Below are 19,528 nucleotides of genomic sequence, written 5' to 3' on the forward strand. Positions count from 1 at the left end.
GATGGATCCAAACATCATCCTGTGGGGTGTCGGCACGTCTCGCACGATTCGTCCGCATTGGGCGCTCCATGAACTTGGGCTCGAATATGAGATGCGCCCCATCCAACCGCGCACGGGCGAAACCAAGACCGCCGAATTCACAGCACTTAGTCCGCGACAGAAAATTCCTCTACTCCAGGACAAGGATCTCACAATCGGCGAAAGCGCCGCGATCGTTGCCTATCTCGCACGTCGCTACGGGACCAGCGCGAATCCGCTAATGCCGCTGAATTCCGACGATTATGCGAAGTGGTTGGAGTGGTGCTTCTTCATAGTCACCGAGCTCGATTCGACCAGCCTATACGTAATGCGACGGCATGGAACGGTGAAGGGACTGTCGCACATCTACGGTCATGCGCCGGAAGTCGTGCAGCAAGCCGGTGAGTACTTCCGCGGGCAGCTTCGAAACGTTGATGTCGCATTGCGCGATGGACGAAGCTATCTCATGGGGGACCAATTCACGACGGCAGACATCCTCCTCACAACATGCCTTACGTGGGCGATCGACTATGGGGTAGCAATCTGCGATAGCGCGGTCCCGTATCTCGAACGGACAACCACCAGGCCGGCCTATCTCGCCAGCGCGAAAACAAACCGCGCGGTTTGAGGCACGGATTCTCCTTCGACGCGCCATGCTCTGGTGCAGATGTTCGGCCCCCGCAACGCGCTCGAGGGAGCGCCGTCGCCAATCATTGGCAGCCGCATGGCAATCGACGGGCACGTTGATCCTGGCGGCCGCGCTGCTCAGGGCTTTCGCTAGGCTGTCGTGTGCCAGTCAAACACGGTGCCCCCGGTATCAACAGCCAGCGCTTTGATGCCTTTCATTGCGGACTTCACCATGTGAGCGAATGTAAATTGGCGCTGATCCAGCTTCTAATCATCTTTCCTATCGTCGTCCCCGAATCTTCCTGGATGAAATGCCTCCCCGGAACTGTCAGTTCCAACTGATTTTTCCAACAACGACAGAATTCTCGCACGGCGCCGGTAAGGATGGCGCCCGGCTCCGCGTTGATAAAGAGTTTCGGCAGATTGTTATCTGCCATCCAGCTGGAATAAGCCTCCACAAGAGCGGTCACATCTTCCGGCTCACCGGCAATCGGAATCTGTCGGGGCCACGTGAGCGTCGGCCAGCGGTCAGCTCTGTTCGCAAATGGCTTTCTGTATTGCGCCATCTCGGTTTCCGAAAGCTTGCGCAGCACCGCGCCGGGAAGCACTTGTTCGACAAACGAGTTGCGATCGAGAATCATCTCCTCGCCTTCCGGCGAACGGAAGCCCTGAAATGTCGTCACGACCGACTCAGGCCATTCGCTCCAGTCCGCGAACGGTCTGACAATTCCCTCCATGTACACGACGCCTTGCACCTTATCACGGTGCCGATTTGCCCAATGGAAGCCCAGCGCGGATCCCCAATCGTGAACGATAAGCAATATTTTTGTCTGAGGTCCTATCACCGCTTCAATGAAGGCATCGAGATGAGCCTGGTGGGTGGCAAAAGTATAGGTATCGGGACGCACATCAGGCAGCTTATCAGAATCGCCCATACCAATGAAATCGGGCGCGATGAGACGTCCATAACCCTCGAGTTCCGGGATCACGTCGCGCCAAAGATATGAGGATGTGGGATTGCCATGCAAAAAGAGAATCGGGAGTCCTTCCCCCCCTGCGTAGTAGGCCATCGTCCTTCCCAGAACCTCGACGTATTGTTTCGGCAACGGTTGTTCTGACATGCGCTTTGGACCTCCGGTTGACCTTGCGGCAGCCAGTCATGCTGGCGTCGCGGGACGCCGAAGCCTATTGCCAAGACCAGTTGCCATCATTCTAGAGCGATCGAACTAAAATATGCAAGCCGAAAGCCCGTCAATTGCGAGAACTGCGCTAAGCCGCGCAGACAAAGACGACCGCGGGTCGGCGTCGAGTTGCTGGATTAGGCGCGAATGGCGTCGACGGCCGACCGAGCCGCCGCCTCCACAATCGATCGGTGCGGCCGGGTACGCGCCAGCACGCGAAGTCCCAGCAACACGCTCAAAAGCATTTTTGCGGCTTCCACAGCCTTGATATCGCTGCGCAGCGACTTATCGGCCTGGCCGGCCTTCACGCACCTGAAGAAGGATGATTCGATCGAAGAGAACTCTCTTGCAACGAGGTCCTGAAACTCCGTGTCATCCGGTACCGTCTCCAGGGCGGCGTTGACGAGCATGCATCCACGCTGAGATTTATCGCCGACTGACGTTCGTACCACGTCGCGAAAGTACGATTCGATCGCATCGACCGCCGGGCTGCGATCGAAAATCTTTGTTCGCTCGCGCGAGCGCCGTTCGAGGTAGTACTTCAAGGAGAGCACGTACAATGATCGTTTGTCGCCAAACGCGTTGTACAGGCTAGCGGCGGTGATGCCCATTTGATCCGCAAGGTCGCGTACAGACGTCCTCTCATATCCATGGGACCAAAACTGATTCATGGCGGCGTCCAGAACGACCTCCTCGTCGAATTCTCGGGGTCTCGCCACCGCCTTTTCCTCTCGCAAACGTAAATTCTCTATCCTCGGCAATCATATGAACTCCCCGGGTCGGAGACAAGCCGATCCCGGGGGGGCGATCCGTCGATCAGGCGAGGCCGGCACTCTCGTCGTGCGTGTCGCGCGGAAACCGCAGGAACAATTCATTGCCTGATCGGGCTTCTCCTGCTGGACCCATTGTCCAGTCCCTTCGACAAGATCGAAGTGCGTGAGGTGGTTGGCATGCCTTCGCCGGCGCCCAGGCGCCCTTGACAACCGGCCTGCCTCTCGTATTTTAGAACGAATGAACTAAAATAAGTGGCGTGCTCGACCGCGCGCGGTTCGCCTCATTTGAAGGGTTGCCAGCCTGAGTTAGAGGAACGCGAATGGGATTGCAGCACGAACTCGATGCATTGAAGGCGCAGTTCGAGCGCACAGCCCCGGCTGGCAGGGCGGCGCTCTACGCGAGAAAGATCGAGGAGTTGCGCGAAACCTTTGCGATGGAAAACGCCGTGGGTCTCGGAATGCGGGCGCCCGGCTTCGAGCTGCCGGATCAAACGGGGAAGGGCGTCGGCCTGAAGAACCTGCTATCCGCCGGACCGGTCGTTTTGACATTCTATCGCGGCGGCTGGTGCGTCTACTGTAATCTTCAGCTTCGAGCCTATCAGACCATCCTCCCGCAAATCCACTCCCTCGGAGCGGAGCTTGTCGCGATCTCGCCACAGTTACCGGATGCTTCACTATCCACAGCTGAAAAGAACGCTTTGACGTTCCCTGTTTTGAGCGATCGCGGAAACAAGGTGGCTCGCGATTTCGGCCTCGTCTGGGCGCAGCCCGAGGAGCTGAAGGCGGCACTCCGATCGAACGGCTTGTCCATGGAAGTCGTCAATGGCGACGGGACCTGGGAGGTACCGGTGCCTGCGACTTACGTTGTCGCGCCAGACGGCTGCGTTGCACTTGCCTCGATCGACGTCGAGTATCGCAACCGGCTCGAGCCCGACGCCATCGTGGCCGCGCTAAAATCGCTGCAATCCCGATAAGAGCGAGCGCTGACTGAAGCGCGATTGCGCTCCGGCGCGCCGGAGCTAGAGCTGCTGTCCGCGCACCAAGTCTCGACCTTTTACGCCGGGCATCGAGCATCGACGGCACACCCTTCGAGCCTTCCACAGTTTGGAAAGGTTCCTTTCAATTTCGCCTCCTGGTGAGGCAGGTCTTTCATCCCATTTGCGTTAAGCGACGCTTGTCCCAAGCGGCATATCAATTTTGGAGGTGAATATGGGTGAGATTGTCCGCTTTGTTCCAAAGGCTGAACGCGAACGGATCCGTTTGATCCAAGAAGCTCGTGCAATTTACGACAGCATTTTCCCGCAGGACGACCAGTTAGTTGAGCATCGGCACAACGTACGGGCAAACCATGTCGCCAGCGGTGCCAGTGCCCACCACAGCGACTAGGCAATGTCGTGATCAGGACTATCGCGATGCTCTGCAGTCTCTCCTCTCCCGCGAGTTGCTACGAGCAGACCGTCACCAGTTCAAACTTCGCTGACGTCTGCATGGGGCCTGCCTCGTGAGTGCGCCCAACTTGCCGAGTGGATGAGGCAGCGTCTGGCAGGATGGCGTTGTGTGGTCGGCGGATAGGATGGCCCAGGCGCTTAGTTGACCTGCATCGGGGAAAAGCGCGTAACGCGTTCTCTACTGCGCGAAGACTCGCTTTAACCGCGGTGCTGCGAAGTCGAGGAAAGCGCGCACTTTGATTGGCAGAAACCGGTCGGCTGTGTATACGAGATTAACCGGTCTGGATGCTGGCTCAAACTCGTCTAGAAGGGTTGTTAAGGCTCCGCGCTCCAGGGCTGCCTGGAAGTGGTACGCAAAAGCGATAGTAATTCCGACACCTGCACACGCTGCGTCGCGGGCCGCCTCAGCGGTGCCGACCAGAAGCCGCGCGTGAACCGGCACGGCAACCGTCACGTTGTTTCTGACGAATGTCCAAACGTCGGGCGAGGAGATGCCTGCATAGTTGATGCAGTCATGTGCGGTCAGATCCTCCGGCGAGCGAGGTGTTCCGCGAGCGGCTAGATAGGCAGGACTGGCACAAACCACACGACGCGTTGTGCCGATTCGTATCGCAATCAGGCCGGAGTCCGGTAGCGGGCCAACGCGGAGTCCAACGTCGATCTGCTCCTGAAATAGGCTTGATACTCGATCGGTAAGGATCAAGCTGGCCTTGATATCCGGATAGGCCTTGAGGAATTCCGCTAGGATTGGGATGAGGTGAGTGCGTCCAAGTCCGACGGGAGCTGTCACGGTCAGTTCGCCAGTCGGCGCCGTGTACTCGCCAGAAGCAGCGCGTTCGGCTTCACTAATGTCTGCGAGGATGCGCTTGCATGCTGTAAGATAGGAGCTGCCTGCTCCGGTGAGCACCAGCCTGCGGCTCGACCGGTTAAACAACTTCGTGTGCAAGTGTGTTTCCAGCTCGGAGACCTTGCGGCTGACCGTCGCAAGCGGAGTTCCCAGCCGCCTTGCTGCATCGGAGAGGCTGCCGGCTTCGACCACGGCCAGGAAGGTCGACATCGCATCCAAGCGATCCATCAGATCCTCTTCCATAAGCTGGAAGGATAGCCTCCAATCCTGCCATATCACAGCAATTTTCAGAAGACGCTCGCTCGGGCTGTGCTGACAGGTAAGCGATTAATTGCCTGAATTCCATCCGGCCGAGAGCGGCGGAGAGGCGGGACTTGACCTCGGGCAGGCGCAGCGCCTACGGCCGCTGCAATCTGGATAATAGCTAACTGAGCGGCCTACGCAGCATGGCGATTGATCACGGTCGGCGCAGTACGGTCTCGATCAAGCCTGCGCGGCCATCTTCCAAGTTCTGTAGAAGGTTGGCTGACATGACCGGAAACTCCGCTCCCATCACGATATCAAGCCCAAGTGTCGATTTGTGGTCGAGGGCGTTGCGCTGCACGGCGACGGCGCGCTTTTTGAACCACGCCAGGCTGGCTTCGCTTCGATCGTTCCAGTTTTGGATTGTGAAGCCACCCGATCAAGCACTGCCTGATCGCGTCCGAAGACAGCAGAAAGCTTCCCTCCTCCGAAGCCGACCAAGGAACAGGAAATATAAGGGGACCAGCGCTTCCGGCTACTACGTCATAAATCGCGAACTGGCCGCCGGGCTGGAGTACCCGAAAGGCCTCGGAGTAGAACCGTTCGCGGTCGCGGATATTCTTTGCGACATGTTGGGTCCAGGCGACGTCGAAAAAGCGATCAGGGAAGGAAAGTGAAAGCGCATTTCCCAATTGAAACGAAACGCGATCGCTCAGGTTCGTTCGGGATGCGAGGTAAGTGGCGGCTTCAACGAAAGAGGCGCTGATATCTATCCCAAGAACCTTGCAGCCAAATCGATGTGCGAGATAGCGTGAAGGTCCGCCCAACCCCGAACCGATATCGATTACCGCAGTATTGGCATCGAGAGCGAGCTCGTTAGCGAGATCGACCGTCGCTTCCAAGCCGCGCGAGTGAAACTGGTCCAGTGCCGCAAGGTCCTTCGGGTCAATTTGACCGTTAGCATAACCAGCGGCCGCAAGTACGCTAACTAAGCGGTCGCGCAAGCCGATTCGGTCATAGTGAATTATCGGAGCATTTCGGTCCGAGCGATTGATGGCGCTGTTCTTGCCGCGTATCACTGAAACAAGCGCATATGCAAAGACGCCGCGCTTAGTCGTCCTCAGTTGACCAAACGTAATCGGGCTGGATAACGCGTCATGTTAGCCGGCCGCAGGCTGCTCTTCGGCAACTGCGCCGATCAACTGCTGAAGTTCGCCCGCCTCAAACATTTCGCGCACAATGTCGCATCCGCCGACGAACTCGCCACGCACATAGAGCTGCGGAATCGTAGGCCAGTTTGAATATCGCTTAATGCCTTGCCGCAGTTCATCCGAGTCATAGACATTAAAGGTTGTGTAGGTCGCATCGAGATGATCGAGGATTTGTACGACCTGTGACGAGAAACCGCACTGTGGAAACGACGGCGTTCCCTTCATGAATAGCACGACCTTGTTCTCGCGAATTTGATCTCTAATAAAATCCTGCACGTCCATGGTCGATCTCCTTTCGCCCGCATCCCAATACGTCTAACAAACCATAATCCGCCCACGCTCGAAAGAAAAGAGCAGATGCTCCTATTTCACAAATCGACTTCTGTGAAGTCTGTATACGCTAGTGGGCTTATGCTTCGGTGACTTCCCGAAGCATCTGTTGGTAGCGGAGTACGAAGGCAGACCCGTGCACTCGCTCAAATTCTTCGTGGGCTGATTTCCACAAAGGATAGGCACGCGTCAGCAGTGCCTTGCCCTTGGCGGTAAGGGCTACTGTACGGCTCCTTCTATCGCTCTTGCAGACGGTAGACCTCAAATAACCATCGCGCTCCATCGGTTTCAAATTTTTACCAGTCGTAGTGCGATCCAGTACCATAGCCGCCGCGAGATCGTTTACTGTGAGATCGCTTTTGCGATCGATCGTTGCCAGCAACATCAGTTGCGTGGATTTGATGCCACAGGGGGAAAGTTTGGTATCATAGAGCTGGGTAAGGCGTCGCGCGGCCTTGCGGGTTGCGAAACAATTGCATTCGCTAAAATCAAGGATGGGCATCGTCGGGCCTTATTGGTCGATCGAATCCGGCGGTGAGGGATCACTATGTTAGTGCAGATTGCCGACGGAGGTAAGTAAGCGGACTTGAAGCGTACGGGTGAACTTTCAAATAGAAAAATATGAGCGCGCTATAGGCCGCTTGGCGGCCCCGACGCGGAAAGGCCGTAACGCGTCGGAGGTGACGACGAACGGCGAGATGGCTGGACCAGGGCCGTAGCGATCGTGGACGAGTGAGCTTGAAGGGACGAAGGGGTGAATGCAAATCGCACGAAGAGGTTAAATGCGATGCCGAAGCCGTCGACCAATTGTTGTCGGAGGGCAAGGCGATCTCCGAAATAAAGCATTGCCTTGGCCGCTGATAGCAATTCGCCGTCGAAACAGATATTCCACTGACGGCGTCATCGGCCGCCTCTTACCCTGGTTTGTGGTTGAAGAGGCTTATATGGGAAGTCACGAACTCCTGAACCGTCATGGGCGGTTTGCCGGTCACCTGCGCAATAGCTTCGTCGCTGCCAGCAAAGATGCCATCCTGATAATCTTGCGCTACCGCGCAGAGATGCTGAATCAGAAAGGCTGGCATCATCCCCGTCGCCTCGAGCCGTTGGCGATAGGTATCGATTGAAATCGGATCATAGGTGACCGGTCGTCCAATTACTTCACTGACGGTCGCCGCGATGCTGGCTTGATCCATTTCGACCGGTCCAAACAGCGGGTAAGTCTTGCCCATGTGCGGCTTTGGATCGGCGAGGATTGCGGAAATAAAGCGCGCTTGGTCCTCGGCGGCGATGGGGGCGTGCCGTCCATTGCCGAGCGGCTGGCTGATGGCGCCGCGTTCCAGAATGTGCTTGCGGTTGTGGGGATAGGTAAGCCACTGCGCGAAGAAGGTCGGCCGGATATGGCTGACCGGAATGCCGGACCAATCGAAAACCCGTTCTGCGATCCAGTGGTCACGCGCTGCTTGGCTCTTCGAGTTTTCGCGGGCCGATATCTGAGACATGTTGACGATGCCATCGAGTTCCGCTTCCTTGGAGGCTTGAGCGAAATACGCCGTGGCGTCGATCAGCCCCGGCCTGATCGGAAAGACGAAATAGGCTCGCTTTACGCCCTTCAATGCATCGCGAACTGAATTAAAATCCAGCAGATCTCCGACGATGACCTCGGCGCCAGTCGCCTGGAGTTTTTCCGAACGTTCATCGACTTTATGCACGAGCGCACGAACCGGGAAGCCCAATTTAATCAAGGCTTCGGTTGTGTAGCGGCCGGTCTCGCCGGTGGCCCCGGTAACAAGGATTCGTTGTTTCATGCCTAGTCTTCCCTGGCGCTCCATGGGGAGCATTAAAGCGGCCGCAAAGGTGCCTCCTATTGACGGCAACTCGCTTTGCGCTAACTTTTAGGTGTCAAGTGACATCTAATCTATTAGATGTCGATTGTAATCTAAGCTGTCAAGGCCTTTGCCGGCCGTGACGGGCAGGGGTTGAATCGTTGAGAAAGTCGAAAAAGGAAGCGGCAGAGACCAGGGAAGGGATCGTGGCAACAGCCGCGGACTACATCCGAAGAACGGGAATCGCGGAAACAAGTCTGGCTGACGTAATGCAGGCCGCTGGGCTCACGCACGGCGGCTTCTACCGACATTTTCGCAATAAGGAGCAACTCGTCGCCGAGGCACTCTCCAACGCCGGCGACAAGATTATCGCCGCGATCACGCGGAATATGGCGAAGGGGAGCATCAATGCCGCAGTTGACGTCTATCTATCTACCGCCCATCGCGACGCGCCAACTCCGATTTGTCCCTTCGCCGCGCTAGGGAGCGAATTGGCTCGCTCGGGCGATGAGACCAAAGCGGCAGCGACCGCGGCTCTCGAGGAGCTCTTGACTGTCCTCGCGTCAGGCGAAGTAAGTTCGAAGGCGCGGGGAGACGCAATCGGCGCGCTGTCCACGATGATCGGTGCGATGACACTGGCGCGCATTACGTCGGGTAGTCCGTTGTCGAAGGAGATCCTCGAGCGCGTCAGGGAGCAGTTGCATCGCTAGGACCTGGTCCGGGAGGGCAGATTGGGTGCGGCATTCAAGAGATGACTACTCGTCGTTTTTTCTCGGCTCTCGGCGCGGGACAACCGCCAACGGACGAGATCGTCTGCGCCGGGACCTTCTTTGATGGCAATGTCCAAGGCTTTCAACTGTTCACCTGTGTCGAGATCGATAAAACTCCAGCCTGCGTCGGCACCGGTTCGTTGATTCACAAATCTCAATGGCGGCCCTGAAGCGCCCGAGACGTCAAGACTGTCCCCGATCTGAGCGAGGACGGGCATTGCAGGCGCGATCTGCCAGCCCCTCTTAGTCAAAGAGTATTCAAATCGTTCGGGATTTACCTGATAGCGCCGTCGTTCAATGAGGCCATTGGCTTCCAGGTGTTTCAGCCGGTCACTTAGTGTTGCGTTGTCACGCCGGACGATTGTCGGAAATCCTCGTATTGGCTGAGACCGAAGACGAGGTCGCGCAGAATTAGCAAGCCCCACCGGTCGCCGATCGCCGCCATGACGCCAACGATCGGGCATACCATTCCCTCGAAACTCTTCGAGCGCATGACCCCTTTCCTTTGCGAGATCAGTTTAATGTCTGGCGGCCATAGTCCTTCCCCTCACTCACCGTCATGCCGTTGACGCCGATCGCAGTCAGGGCCTAGCGTACCTAGAGGCTCTGATAATAAGAGCTATACTAGGTTCATACAATGCCGAATTCAATGTGGTTCTTGAAAACAATGAATGTCGCTTGAATACGGTGCCCAGAGCTGCGCCGGCGCTTCTAGAGCGACCAATCGAGCTGCCCATCGCTAATTGATTCTAATCCTCGTATTCTCGTCTTGAACTCAAGCGCCAGCGCCGTACACCTCACCGATCGAATCCCGTCCAAATTCCCTCCGAAGTGGAGAGCAGACACGCCGCCGTCACCGACGGGGCACGCTGCGGGGCCGAAGCATCGCCGGTCGAATGAGGGCGCAGGCTATATCTATTCCCCAGCGCACAAATCAATTGACAAGCTTGCCATTGACTCTTGTTATAAGAGTAATAGATGCGCGCCGCGGCGATTCTTCTGCGTCTAACCAGCGCGGCTACCGGACCTGATCGGTACGGGGTTTGCCGTGACAACAAATGATCGATTTCGACCAACAAGAAGGTCTGACAGTGACGCCAAACAACACCGGTATGTCCAGCAACAGCCCAATGCTCGCATTTGCCGGCAGTGCAGTCGCCGCGAGTCTCTGGCTCGTGGCCATTATCGCTGCGCCGGAATTTCAGCGCTCGGGTCTGTCCCTCATCATCGCGCGTATCGTGGTACATCTCTTGCTACTTGGCGGAGCCTGGGCAGGACTTGCCCGCACGTCCCTGACCGGGGCGGAGCGGATGCAGGCCTGGCTGGCGATCGCAGTCCCGCTAACGCTTTGGCATGCGAGTGCATGGGTGATTGTGGCCAACGGCCTGCTTCGACCTGGCGCAGTTCCAATTCCGTTGCTGCTCCTGATGATTGTCGTTCCGACTTCGATTGCTGTCACGCTGTTATGGCGTTCACGCCGGATCGGGACGCTGCTCGATGCCATGCCTCTCACCTGGCTGATCGGCATTCAGTTCTATCGAGTGGTCGGTGCTACTTTCTTAGTGGGTTGGGCGTCGGGAGCCGTGCCGGGCGCCTTCGCGTTGCCTGCCGGCACCGGTGACGTCATCACGGGACTGATGGCTCTTCCGGTGGCCGCGTCGTTGGCCAGTGGCCGGCCGGGCAGCGCGCGGGCAGCCCTGCTTTGGAATCTCTTCGGTATCGGAGACCTGATACTGGCAGTCACCTTAGGCGCCCTTACATCGCCTGGGCCGCTTCAGCGTCTTGCCCTCGATCATCCCAACCTGACAAATTTCACCTATCCCTCAGCCATCATTCCAGCCTTCACCGTCCCCAGTTCCTTCGTCTTGCATGCACTTTCGCTTCGCCAGTTGCTGAGGCGCGCGCGGCCGGCTGCCCCAGTTGTCACGTGAAGAAAGGCTGAGCTGCGCACTGCGTCCGCTTTGCTCGTTCCGGCGGGTATGACGGACTGTGCTTGCCATAAGTGGAGCTGATTAAAAGACCTCGATATCTCCGATATAATCGTCGCGAAGCTGTCAAAGGAGGTGAGGTACGACGGTGATTTTCACAGACGTGGTAACGATGGCCCGGCGTCTTTCAGGCGCTGTCATCAGCGTGCCGTGAGCCGTCGGCGCTACTTACCTTTTGGCTAAACGCTTGGCAACGAGCGCTACCGGCCGGATCATTCAAAATGCCCAGCTGCTATCCATGCTCATCGGGCTGTTGATCCAGGAGACTCCGAGTCATTTTCGGAAGTCCGGATCGTGCTCGAACCGTTAGAACAAACTGTCAAGTTATTCCTCGCTATCGGCTAGGTTGCTGGTCGTACCTCCGACGGGTGATCGAGGCTCACGCTTCCTCCGCCATCGAGCCAACATGCCACTTGCGCTTTTGAGTAGCAACTCTTATTATAAGAGCTAAGTGACCGTCGCGGTCGCGGTCCAATCGGTATCGGTTCCGTACCAAGGCATCGAAGGTGGTGCACACAGATGGAACATCATGATGTCACTCCTCAGCGACGGACCGCGCACTTTGACAAAGTGTAACTACACATAAAATGGAGAGAGGTAGCATGGATCGGGAGATTGAGATCCGCCAACGCCGGGCGAAGGTCGCCCTGCTTAGTGTGTTGGTCGTCTGGGGGTTGGCCGTCATCGTCGCCGCCGAGACTGGAGTTTATCAAGGCGTCTACCCGGTCATCCTCGCCGCCGTTATTGCCTTGGGCGTCGTGGTGCCTGTGATTGTCTATGCAACATCGAGTGCTTTCCGCGGTTACATTGAAGCGATCGGTTTGCAGTCGCTCACAGCGTTTCATGTCTGGCGCATAGCGGCCGCGCTGGTGTTTTTCTGGTACGGGGCACTGAATCTCCTCCCCGAAACCTTCGTTCGGAATGCTGGGTGGGGTGACCTCATCGCGGGGCTGATGGCCCTCGGAGTTATGTTGCTGCCTAAGACCCGCAATCGGTACCTGGCGTTTCACATCTTTGGGTTCGCTGATTTCATCGTGGCAGTCGGCACGGGGTTGACGTTCTTTCTTCTCGACGACCCGCGCATGTCTGGCATCGAGACGCTGCCGATGGCGCTAATCCCGTTCTATGGCGTCGGCATTTCGGGTGCGAGCCACATCATGGCGTTTGACCTGCTGCGTCGCGGCCTTGGGAGCGAAGTGAAGTCCGCAGTAGTCCAAACATAATAGAGGCGAGGAGTTTTGATCGCGAGAGTCTCTGGGCAGAACTACAAGCCGGGCATAGTCCCAGAAATATTGAGCCCGGGGCGTTCGCCCAGAATCGAAGGGAAAGCAGATGGCAAATTCGAGTAAGACTCAAGCGTCGCAGGACGCGAGCTTCCTTCGGCGGCTATGGCAAGGCATTCTGAGGTTTGATGAAGCACTGAACTTTGATCCACGCAGCGATCTTGAGCGTCGGGTTGCGCTCCTTGAAACGCAACTCGAGCCTTCAAAGATCCAGATCGGAATATCTTCGGCGCGGCAATAGGAGGCTTGATAGCTCAATGCTGCAGCGGTCAAGTGATGATGAAATGTGAACGCGGTCCGCGCCGTAGACGAACGGTGGTAATCGCTCCGGCTAACGGGGCGCAGAGTTGCTGATAGCGAGCGTTTGGAGCCACGCGACGGCGAAGGCACGCCGCACACCTCCCATTTTGCTGCGCTTAAACGCACGGTAAAGCCTCCAATGAGCTTCCAGATCTTGCAATTGGCTTCTGGATGCCATCGAGTGAGCATGGCATGCTGACGCGGAGGCAGTCGGGACGTTGCTGTTTTCACATAGCCGAACGAATGTGTGCCAGCTATGAGCTGGCGGATGGGGTTGCCTCCGCATGTTGCGCGGTTGCGCCAGACGGCTGTCCAGAAGGCGCATGCCCGCCAAGGACTTCTCATGAAGAAAATGTATACAGATTGTTATTGTACGCAGTTGCGGAGGGCTTCAAACCTTTTCACGAAAGTATACGACGAAGCGCTTCGCCCTCAGCAACTACGTATCACTCAGTTCTCGACGCTGAGGGAGCTTGCTCGCCTCGGCAAAGCAACGGTGAGGGAACTAGCCGACGAGCTCGCCTTGGATCAAACGACAGTGTCGCGAAACGTCAAGTTGCTCATCGAAGCGGGATGGATTGATGTAACTTCGCGCAGGGGCGACGCGCGAGAAAAGGTCCTGAAATTGAACAAGCGCGGTAAAAGTAGGCTTGAGAAAGCCACGCCCGCTTGGTCGAGAACCCAGGAAACGATTGAGAATCTCATCAATCGATATGTTAAGGCCCGCTCAGAAGAATAGACCGGTCGCGGGGTTTGGATTCCAGTCGAAAATGATCAGTAGCTGGCGGGGCTGTCTCACGTCCAGCGTCGAAAGATAATGCTGGCATTAACGCCCCCAAATCCAAAGCCATTGGACATGCCATATTCAATGGCTATCTGACGCGAAACGCTCCCCGCGAGGTCAACGCCTTGCGCCGCGGGGGCGCGGTTGTCCAGGTTGAGTGTCGGCGGTATCTGATCGCGCAGCGCCGGGACTGTGCAAGATCGCCTCAAGGCCGCCAGCCGCTCCGAGCAAATGCCCCGTTGCTGACTTGGTTCGCGGCCAAAGACAGCCTTGATCGCTTCTAGCTCTGAAATGTCGCCAACCGGCGTTGATGTCGAATGGGCCTTAAGATGCTGCACGTCACTGGACTGCAGCTCTGCCTGACGCAACGCTGTCTTCATTGCCCGCTTGGCGCCATTTCCATCTTCGGGCCCAGAGGTGATGTGACGGGCGTCCGCCGTCGTGCCATAGCCCACGATCTCGGCGAGAGGCATTGCGCCGCGTTTGAGGGCGTGTTCGAGACCCTCAATGACAAGGATGCCTGCACCTTCGCCCATCACGAAGCCGTCTCGGTCGCGGTCACACCCGGCTCGGGGCTTCGTTGAACGCCGTCGAAAGCGCAGCGCGCGGCCGCAAATCCTCCCAGACTACGATCGATGCGGGCTTCGTCTCCGCCAAGGATCGACAACGTCAGCTTTGGGGGCAAACGCGGGCAAGGTCGCGGGGCCCGTTCAACTACGCAATCGGGAACCCGAGCAGAGTAGGCGAATGAGCGCGTCGCTCCGGCCTGGGTGCCTTGGGCTTCCCTGCTCTGCAGCCCTTTCTAGCGAAGCTGAATTGGCTTATGTAGGAGCTATTCGCTGGCAAGTTACTAGCATCGCTGAAGGAAGAAAGCTCGAGATGGCAAAGACTAGCCTCGGCCAATCGTGTCCCATTGCTCGAACGCTCGACATCGTCGGTTCTCGGTGGACGTTGCTGCTGGTGCGCGACCTCCTCGCCGGCGCCATGCGCTTTCAGGACTTTCAGGAGCGTCTTCCCGGGATTGCTCCTAACGTGCTTTCAAGCCGCCTCAAGACACTCGAGGCCCACGGCTTGGTGCGTCGGCAGTTCTACTCTGATCACCCTCCCCGAGCTGCCTATGAGCTGACGGATCAAGGACGTGAACTCGGCGTGGCTGTATTGGCGCTTGCCCGCTGGGGCGTTCGCCATCTCGGCGCTGGACTCAACAAAGGCTTGCAGCATGAGGAATGCTTCAGGCTGCTCGGCCAGGCGACAGAGGCACTAAAACGCCGGCCGGTCGGGAGAGCGAAATCAGCGTAATCCGCTTTGTGGGGGCTCGCACTTCGGCTGCGGCGGGGGAGAACGCATCTGCGGCCTTTCAATAGGCACGAACGGACGGCCACAACCGCGGTCTGCACCGTCTTCCGCCACTGGCGAGGATCATTCGGCGGCAATCGTCAGTTGCCCGGCGAGCTCGGCGCGCCCTGACGTCCTTCTGCGTGTGAATCGGTGAAGATAGAGGTAGACGACTGGGGTCGTATAGAGCGTCAGGAATTGCGACAGGAGCAGCCCGCCGACGATCGCGTAGCCGAGCGGTTGACGGATTTCTGAACCGGTACCATGACCGAGCGCCAGGGGTATCGCGCCAAATAGGGCGGCAAATGTCGTCATCATGATGGGACGGAAACGCTTCACCGCAGCCTGATAGATTGCGGTTTCAGGAGAAATCGCTTCGGCCTTTTCGGCCTGGATGGCGAAGTCTATCATCATAATCGCGTTCTTCTTGACGATGCCGATCAGCAGAATGATTCCGATCAAGGCAATGACGCTGAGCTCATAGTTGAAAGCCATCAGAATCAGAAGCGCGCCGACGCCAGCGGACGGAATGGTCGACAGAATTGTAATCGGGTGAATCAGGCTCTCATAGAGGGCCCCGAGGATGATGTACACCGCGATCAGGGCGGCCAGGATCAGCAACGGTTGGGTACGGAGCGAGTCCTGAAAGGCCTGGGCGTTGCCTTGGAAGGTGCTGATTAATGTTGCCGGTGCCCCGAGGTCGCGTTTCACCTTCTCTATCGCCTCAACAGCCTCTCCCAAAGCAACGCCAGCGGCGAGATTGAAGGAGAGGGTGATTGCCGGAAACTGGCCTTGGTGGCTGACTGAAAGCGATCGCACCGTGCGCCGCTGTTCGACCAGAGCACTCAAAGGTACCTGTTTCCCGGTTGCCGATGGCACGTATATCAGGTCGAGCGCATTGGGGTCGAGTTGGAAACGAGGGTCCACCTCAAGGACTACCCAGTAACTGTTTTGCTGGGTAAAAAATTGCGCAATCTTGCGCTGCCCAAACGCGTCGTAAAGCGTATCGTCTATCGCCTGTGTTGCGACACCGAGCCGAGATGCAGTGTCGCGGTTGATCTCCAGTCGAAGCGTAGGCCCGGCGATTTGCTGATCAGTCGCGACGTCACGTAGCAATGGAATGTGTTGAAGGGCGCGCAAAAGTTCAGGAGCCCAATGATCGAGTTCGTCAAGGTCGCTGTCCTGTAGTGTGAACTGGTACTGCGTCCGGCTCGCGCGGCCACCGACATTGATGTCTTGAGAAGCTTGCATGAACAGCAGGATTCCCTTCACCTGAGCCAGCTTCGGCCGCAAGCGGTCGATGATCTGGTTTGCACTGGCGTCACGGAGATCGCGCGGTTTGAGATTAATGAACATGCGGCCATTATTTATGGTCTGGTTTACGCCGCCGACACCGACGGCCGAGATGACGCCATCTACACCCGGATCTTCCAGGACAATACGGACCAGCGCCGCTTGGCGTTCGTTCATGGCGGCATATGAGACATCTTGCGAGGATTCCGATACCGCAACGATGAGACCGGTATCTTGCTGCGGAAAGAATCCCTTCGGAATCACCACGTAAAGGTAGCAAGTGAGCATTATGGTGACGATTGTCGAGCCCAGCGTGATTGCTCGGTGACGGAGAACCCAGCGCAAGCCCGCCTCATACGCCGCCAGCGCCGCGTCAAAGACTTTTTCGCTTAGCCGATAGAGACGACCATGCTTCTCGTCCCTTTCATTGCGCAGCAATTGCGCACACATCATTGGTGTCAGCGTCAATGAGACAACTGTCGACACCAGGATCGCAACACTGACGGTCACGGCGAATTCGCGAAACAGGCGACCGATGATGCCGCCCATAAGCAAGATGGGGAGGAAGACGGCGATTAGAGACAGACTGATTGAGATAATTGTGAATCCTATCTCGCGTGAACCCTTGAGAGCTGCTTCGAGCGGTGAGTGTCCTTGCTCGAGATAGCGAGCGACGTTTTCCACCATCACGATGGCGTCGTCGACGACGAAACCTGTTGCGATCGTAAGCGCCATAAGTGAGAGATTATCCAGGCTGTATCCGACCAGGTACATCACGGCGAACGTGCCGATCAGGGATAGAGGCACGGTGATCCCAGGAATAACCGTGGCCCACACGTTCCTGAGAAACAGAAAGATGACCATCACGACCAGCGCGATGGTCAGCATCAGGGTAAATTGAACGTCCTCAACCGATGCGCGGATTGTCTGAGTACGATCGGTGACGATGCTCACGTCGATTGCCGCCGGGATCGACGCCTTGAGGCGTGGAATAGCCGCCTTGATATGTTCGACGGTGTCGATGACGTTTGCGCCGGGCTGCCGCTGCACGATCAGGATGATCGCCCGCTTATCATTGTAGGTGCCGGATCCGCGGATATCCTCGGCGCCGTCGACCACTGTAGCGACGTCTCCGACCCGCACGGCGGACCCGTTGCGCCATGCGACAATTACAGGACGATAGCTGGCCGCGCTCAGTAGCTGGTCATTGTTTTCCAGCGTATAGCCTTGGCGGTCGCCGTTAAGCGTTCCTTTCGGGGCGTTGAGAGTCGCGGAGGCGATGGCGGATCTGACGTCTTCGAGGCTGAGTCCGCGGCCCGCGAGCTCGATCGGGTTTGCTTCGACGCGCACTGCTGGCTTCTGCGCACCGGCGATCAACACGGTTCCCACGCCATCGACCAGTGACAGCTGCTGCGCAAAGATGTTATCGGAATAGTCGTTGACGGTTGTGAGCGGGAGGCTGTCGGACGTCAGAGCCAGGACCATGACCGGCGGATCCGAGGGATTCGTTTTGCGATAGGTCGGCGGGCTTGGCAGGTTTTTCGGAAGTTGACCCGCCGCGGCATTGATCGCAGCCTGAACGTCCTGACCCGCCGCGTCGATGTTGCGCGAAAGCTCGAACTGGATCGAGATCAAAGAAATGCCGATTCCACTGATCGAGGTGAGCTGAGCGACGCCTGACATTTGTGCCAGTTGCCGCTCGAGGGGGCTGGCTACCGATGAAGCCATGGTCTCAGGGCTCGTGCCCGGCAATTGCGCTGTGACCTGGATGGTCGGAAAATCCACCTGAGGTAACGGCGCGACGGGCAGCAGCAGGTAGGCTACCAGCCCGACCAGCGCAAGGCCGGTCATCATGAGCGCAGTCGCAACCGGTCGTTTGATGAACGGTCCTGAGATATTCATCATTCCCGCCCCTGTGCCGTTGACGCCGTTCGCTGACCCGCCGTCGGTCCCCCTGAAATCACATGGCTGCCAGGCCGAAGCCTATATTGCCCGTCCGTCACGACCGTCTCGCCGGGCTTGATGCCCTCGGCAATGAGCGCCTGACCGTTGCGGCTTGCCGCCACGCGAATAGGCCGCAGGTCGACCGTCGAGTCCTGTTTGACGACGAAGACATAGTTTCCGTTCGGTCCCGACTGCACCGCGGAATCCGGAACGACCGCGCCGCGCCCGGAGCCAACCGTCAGCCGCGAGCTTACGAACTGGCCGGGCCAAAGCGCACCATTTTGATTCTCGAAGGTTGCTTTCAGCCGCATCGTGCCTGTTGCCTGATCGATTTGATTGTCAATCAGCGTGAGCTGTCCGTCCGAAAGCTTGGTGCGGTCATCCTGGGCATAAGCCGAGACGGTCAACGTCTGCCGGCGGCTCGCCTCGAGCACCTCGGGCAGATATTGTTGCGGCAACGTGAAGATGACGCTGATGGGCGATATCTGGGTAATGACGACTAAGCCGGTTGCATCGGTTGCATGCACAATGTTGCCCTGATCAATCAGACGTATGCCGGTGCGTCCCCTGAGCGGAGAAACGATCGTCGTATAACCAAGCTGTACCTGAGCGTTATCGATCACGGCCCGGTCGCGAGCGATCGAAGCCTCATATTGTGCGACCAGCGCCTTCTGGGTATCGACACTTTGTCGTGTCGCAAACTCCTTGACGACGAGCGAACTGTACCGATCCAAATCGAGTCTGGCGTTGGCGAGCAGAGCTTCGTCGCGCGCCTTGTCGGCCTCCGCCTGCTTGAGTTGTGCCTGATAAGGCCGAGGATCAATCTCGGCGAGAACATCGCCGACCTGCACATCCTGGCCTTCCTGGAACGCAATCTTTTGGAGTTCTCCGTCGACCCGAACTCTCACGGTTACTGTATTGAACGCCTGGACGGTGCCGAGGCCGGTGCGAGAGAGCGCAAAGTCATCTTCGCGAACTAGGCCAGTCGTCACCGGCACTGGCCGCGACGCCGGCGTGATGGCTCCGCCACCTGCTTTGCCGTCCAATGCAATGATACCTGTGCGCCAGGCATATCCCGCCGCCGCGAGTATCGCGACGAGACCCGCACTCCAAGGCTTCCATGATCCCATCTCTTTGGCCCGTCAGCTAGAAGGTTTTGTCGTTGCTTTGATAGAGATAGTAACTACTAAAAAACAACTCACTATCAACCAACGGCTGGTATTTGCAAGTTAACTCGTGTGATCTTTCGATGCCGTTCGCGGCTGACAAGGTCCTTCGAGATCACCGCGGGAGGAGGCCGATGCTCGGCCCTGAGTGCGACGTTCTCACC

19 protein-coding genes and 2 pseudogenes are annotated in these 19,528 nt (G+C 57.6%); 9 read left to right on the plus strand and 12 right to left on the minus strand.

Annotated features, from left to right (window positions below; genetic code table 11):
- Position 1: 1 nt before the first annotated feature.
- Positions 2–646, plus strand: a complete 645-nt coding sequence (locus ACVIW0_RS10520) for a glutathione S-transferase family protein (RefSeq protein WP_461352258.1) — start codon at positions 2–4, stop codon at positions 644–646.
- A 226-nt stretch (positions 647–872) separates the two neighbouring features.
- Here the strand turns inward: ACVIW0_RS10520 and ACVIW0_RS10525 are convergent, their stop codons facing one another.
- Positions 873–1,766: a haloalkane dehalogenase gene (locus tag ACVIW0_RS10525; RefSeq protein WP_461352259.1), complete on the minus strand. Its 894-nt coding sequence runs from the start codon at positions 1,764–1,766 to the stop codon at positions 873–875.
- A 197-nt stretch (positions 1,767–1,963) separates the two neighbouring features.
- Positions 1,964–2,497: a TetR/AcrR family transcriptional regulator gene (locus tag ACVIW0_RS10530; protein ID WP_461352260.1), complete on the minus strand. Its 534-nt coding sequence runs from the start codon at positions 2,495–2,497 to the stop codon at positions 1,964–1,966.
- A gap of 422 nt (positions 2,498–2,919) precedes the next feature.
- On the opposite strand from ACVIW0_RS10530, the gene ACVIW0_RS10535 reads away from it, so the two are divergent.
- Together ACVIW0_RS10535 and ACVIW0_RS10540 are read left to right on the plus strand one after the other, a co-directional pair.
- Positions 2,920–3,573: a peroxiredoxin-like family protein gene (locus ACVIW0_RS10535; RefSeq protein ID WP_461352261.1), complete on the plus strand. Its 654-nt coding sequence runs from the start codon at positions 2,920–2,922 to the stop codon at positions 3,571–3,573.
- A 235-nt stretch (positions 3,574–3,808) separates the two neighbouring features.
- Positions 3,809–3,985, plus strand: coding sequence for a hypothetical protein (locus tag ACVIW0_RS10540; RefSeq protein ID WP_461352262.1), 177 nt, complete (start codon positions 3,809–3,811; stop codon positions 3,983–3,985).
- 240 nt (positions 3,986–4,225) lie between these two features.
- Here ACVIW0_RS10540 and ACVIW0_RS10545 read toward each other — a convergent pair whose 3' ends face one another.
- From ACVIW0_RS10545 to ACVIW0_RS10565, 5 genes are all read right to left on the minus strand, one after another.
- A complete protein-coding gene (locus tag ACVIW0_RS10545; protein WP_461352263.1) occupies positions 4,226–5,122 on the minus strand; it encodes a LysR family transcriptional regulator in 897 nt (298 codons plus the stop codon).
- A gap of 332 nt (positions 5,123–5,454) precedes the next feature.
- Positions 5,455–6,216, minus strand: coding sequence for a class I SAM-dependent methyltransferase (locus ACVIW0_RS10550; RefSeq protein ID WP_461352264.1), 762 nt, complete (start codon positions 6,214–6,216; stop codon positions 5,455–5,457).
- 81 nt (positions 6,217–6,297) lie between these two features.
- The gene (grxD, locus tag ACVIW0_RS10555; RefSeq protein ID WP_461352265.1) at positions 6,298–6,630 is read right to left on the minus strand and encodes a Grx4 family monothiol glutaredoxin; all 333 of its coding nucleotides are present in this window, start codon (positions 6,628–6,630) and stop codon (positions 6,298–6,300) included.
- A 127-nt stretch (positions 6,631–6,757) separates the two neighbouring features.
- Positions 6,758–7,180, minus strand: coding sequence for a MarR family winged helix-turn-helix transcriptional regulator (locus tag ACVIW0_RS10560; protein ID WP_461352266.1), 423 nt, complete (start codon positions 7,178–7,180; stop codon positions 6,758–6,760).
- Between the two features lie 412 nt (positions 7,181–7,592).
- Complete coding sequence (locus ACVIW0_RS10565) at positions 7,593–8,483, minus strand: NmrA family NAD(P)-binding protein (protein ID WP_461352267.1); 891 nt, start codon at positions 8,481–8,483, stop codon at positions 7,593–7,595.
- A 179-nt stretch (positions 8,484–8,662) separates the two neighbouring features.
- Here ACVIW0_RS10565 and ACVIW0_RS10570 point away from each other — a divergent pair, with 179 nt between their 5' ends.
- Both ACVIW0_RS10570 and ACVIW0_RS10575 read left to right on the plus strand, forming a co-directional pair.
- On the plus strand, positions 8,663–9,211 hold the full coding sequence (locus ACVIW0_RS10570; protein ID WP_461352268.1) for a TetR/AcrR family transcriptional regulator: 549 nt from the start codon (positions 8,663–8,665) through the stop codon (positions 9,209–9,211).
- A gap of 41 nt (positions 9,212–9,252) precedes the next feature.
- The gene (locus ACVIW0_RS10575) at positions 9,253–9,441 is read left to right on the plus strand and encodes a hypothetical protein (protein WP_461357557.1); all 189 of its coding nucleotides are present in this window, start codon (positions 9,253–9,255) and stop codon (positions 9,439–9,441) included.
- A gap of 81 nt (positions 9,442–9,522) precedes the next feature.
- Here ACVIW0_RS10575 and ACVIW0_RS10580 read toward each other — a convergent pair.
- Both ACVIW0_RS10580 and ACVIW0_RS10585 read right to left on the minus strand, forming a co-directional pair.
- A pseudogene (locus ACVIW0_RS10580) lies at positions 9,523–9,651 on the minus strand (winged helix-turn-helix transcriptional regulator); the annotation flags it as partial.
- Positions 9,606–9,764: a winged helix-turn-helix transcriptional regulator gene (locus ACVIW0_RS10585; RefSeq protein ID WP_461357558.1), complete on the minus strand. Its 159-nt coding sequence runs from the start codon at positions 9,762–9,764 to the stop codon at positions 9,606–9,608. The gene ACVIW0_RS10585 and the pseudogene ACVIW0_RS10580, both read right to left, overlap by 46 nt.
- Before the next feature lie 565 nt (positions 9,765–10,329).
- Here ACVIW0_RS10585 and ACVIW0_RS10590 point away from each other — a divergent pair.
- The 3 genes from ACVIW0_RS10590 to ACVIW0_RS10600 all read left to right on the plus strand — a co-directional run bounded on the left by ACVIW0_RS10590 (position 10,330) and on the right by ACVIW0_RS10600 (position 13,581).
- Positions 10,330–11,202 carry a hypothetical protein gene (locus ACVIW0_RS10590; protein WP_461352269.1) on the plus strand — a complete coding sequence of 291 codons (873 nt, stop codon included), beginning with the start codon at positions 10,330–10,332 and terminating at the stop codon, positions 11,200–11,202.
- A 659-nt stretch (positions 11,203–11,861) separates the two neighbouring features.
- A complete protein-coding gene (locus ACVIW0_RS10595) occupies positions 11,862–12,482 on the plus strand; it encodes a permease (RefSeq protein ID WP_461352270.1) in 621 nt (206 codons plus the stop codon).
- Between the two features lie 703 nt (positions 12,483–13,185).
- Positions 13,186–13,581, plus strand: coding sequence for a MarR family winged helix-turn-helix transcriptional regulator (locus ACVIW0_RS10600; RefSeq protein WP_461352271.1), 396 nt, complete (start codon positions 13,186–13,188; stop codon positions 13,579–13,581).
- 56 nt (positions 13,582–13,637) lie between these two features.
- On the opposite strand, the pseudogene ACVIW0_RS10605 reads toward ACVIW0_RS10600, so the two are convergent.
- Positions 13,638–14,293: pseudogene (locus ACVIW0_RS10605) on the minus strand (beta-ketoacyl synthase N-terminal-like domain-containing protein); the annotation flags it as partial.
- Between the two features lie 212 nt (positions 14,294–14,505).
- Between ACVIW0_RS10605 and ACVIW0_RS10610 the strand changes: the two are divergent.
- Entirely contained in the window at positions 14,506–14,925 is a 420-nt protein-coding gene (locus tag ACVIW0_RS10610) for a winged helix-turn-helix transcriptional regulator (RefSeq protein ID WP_461352272.1), read from the plus strand.
- A 120-nt stretch (positions 14,926–15,045) separates the two neighbouring features.
- Here the strand turns inward: ACVIW0_RS10610 and ACVIW0_RS10615 are convergent, their stop codons facing one another.
- The gene (locus ACVIW0_RS10615; RefSeq protein WP_461357293.1) at positions 15,046–18,156 is read right to left on the minus strand and encodes a multidrug efflux RND transporter permease subunit; all 3,111 of its coding nucleotides are present in this window, start codon (positions 18,154–18,156) and stop codon (positions 15,046–15,048) included.
- Positions 18,156–19,328 carry an efflux RND transporter periplasmic adaptor subunit gene (locus ACVIW0_RS10620; protein ID WP_461352273.1) on the minus strand — a complete coding sequence of 391 codons (1,173 nt, stop codon included), beginning with the start codon at positions 19,326–19,328 and terminating at the stop codon, positions 18,156–18,158. The genes ACVIW0_RS10615 and ACVIW0_RS10620 overlap by 1 nt, the downstream gene beginning before the upstream one ends.
- Between the last annotated feature and the right edge of the window lie 200 nt (positions 19,329–19,528).

It is taken from the genome of Bradyrhizobium sp. USDA 4454 (assembly GCF_054822705.1).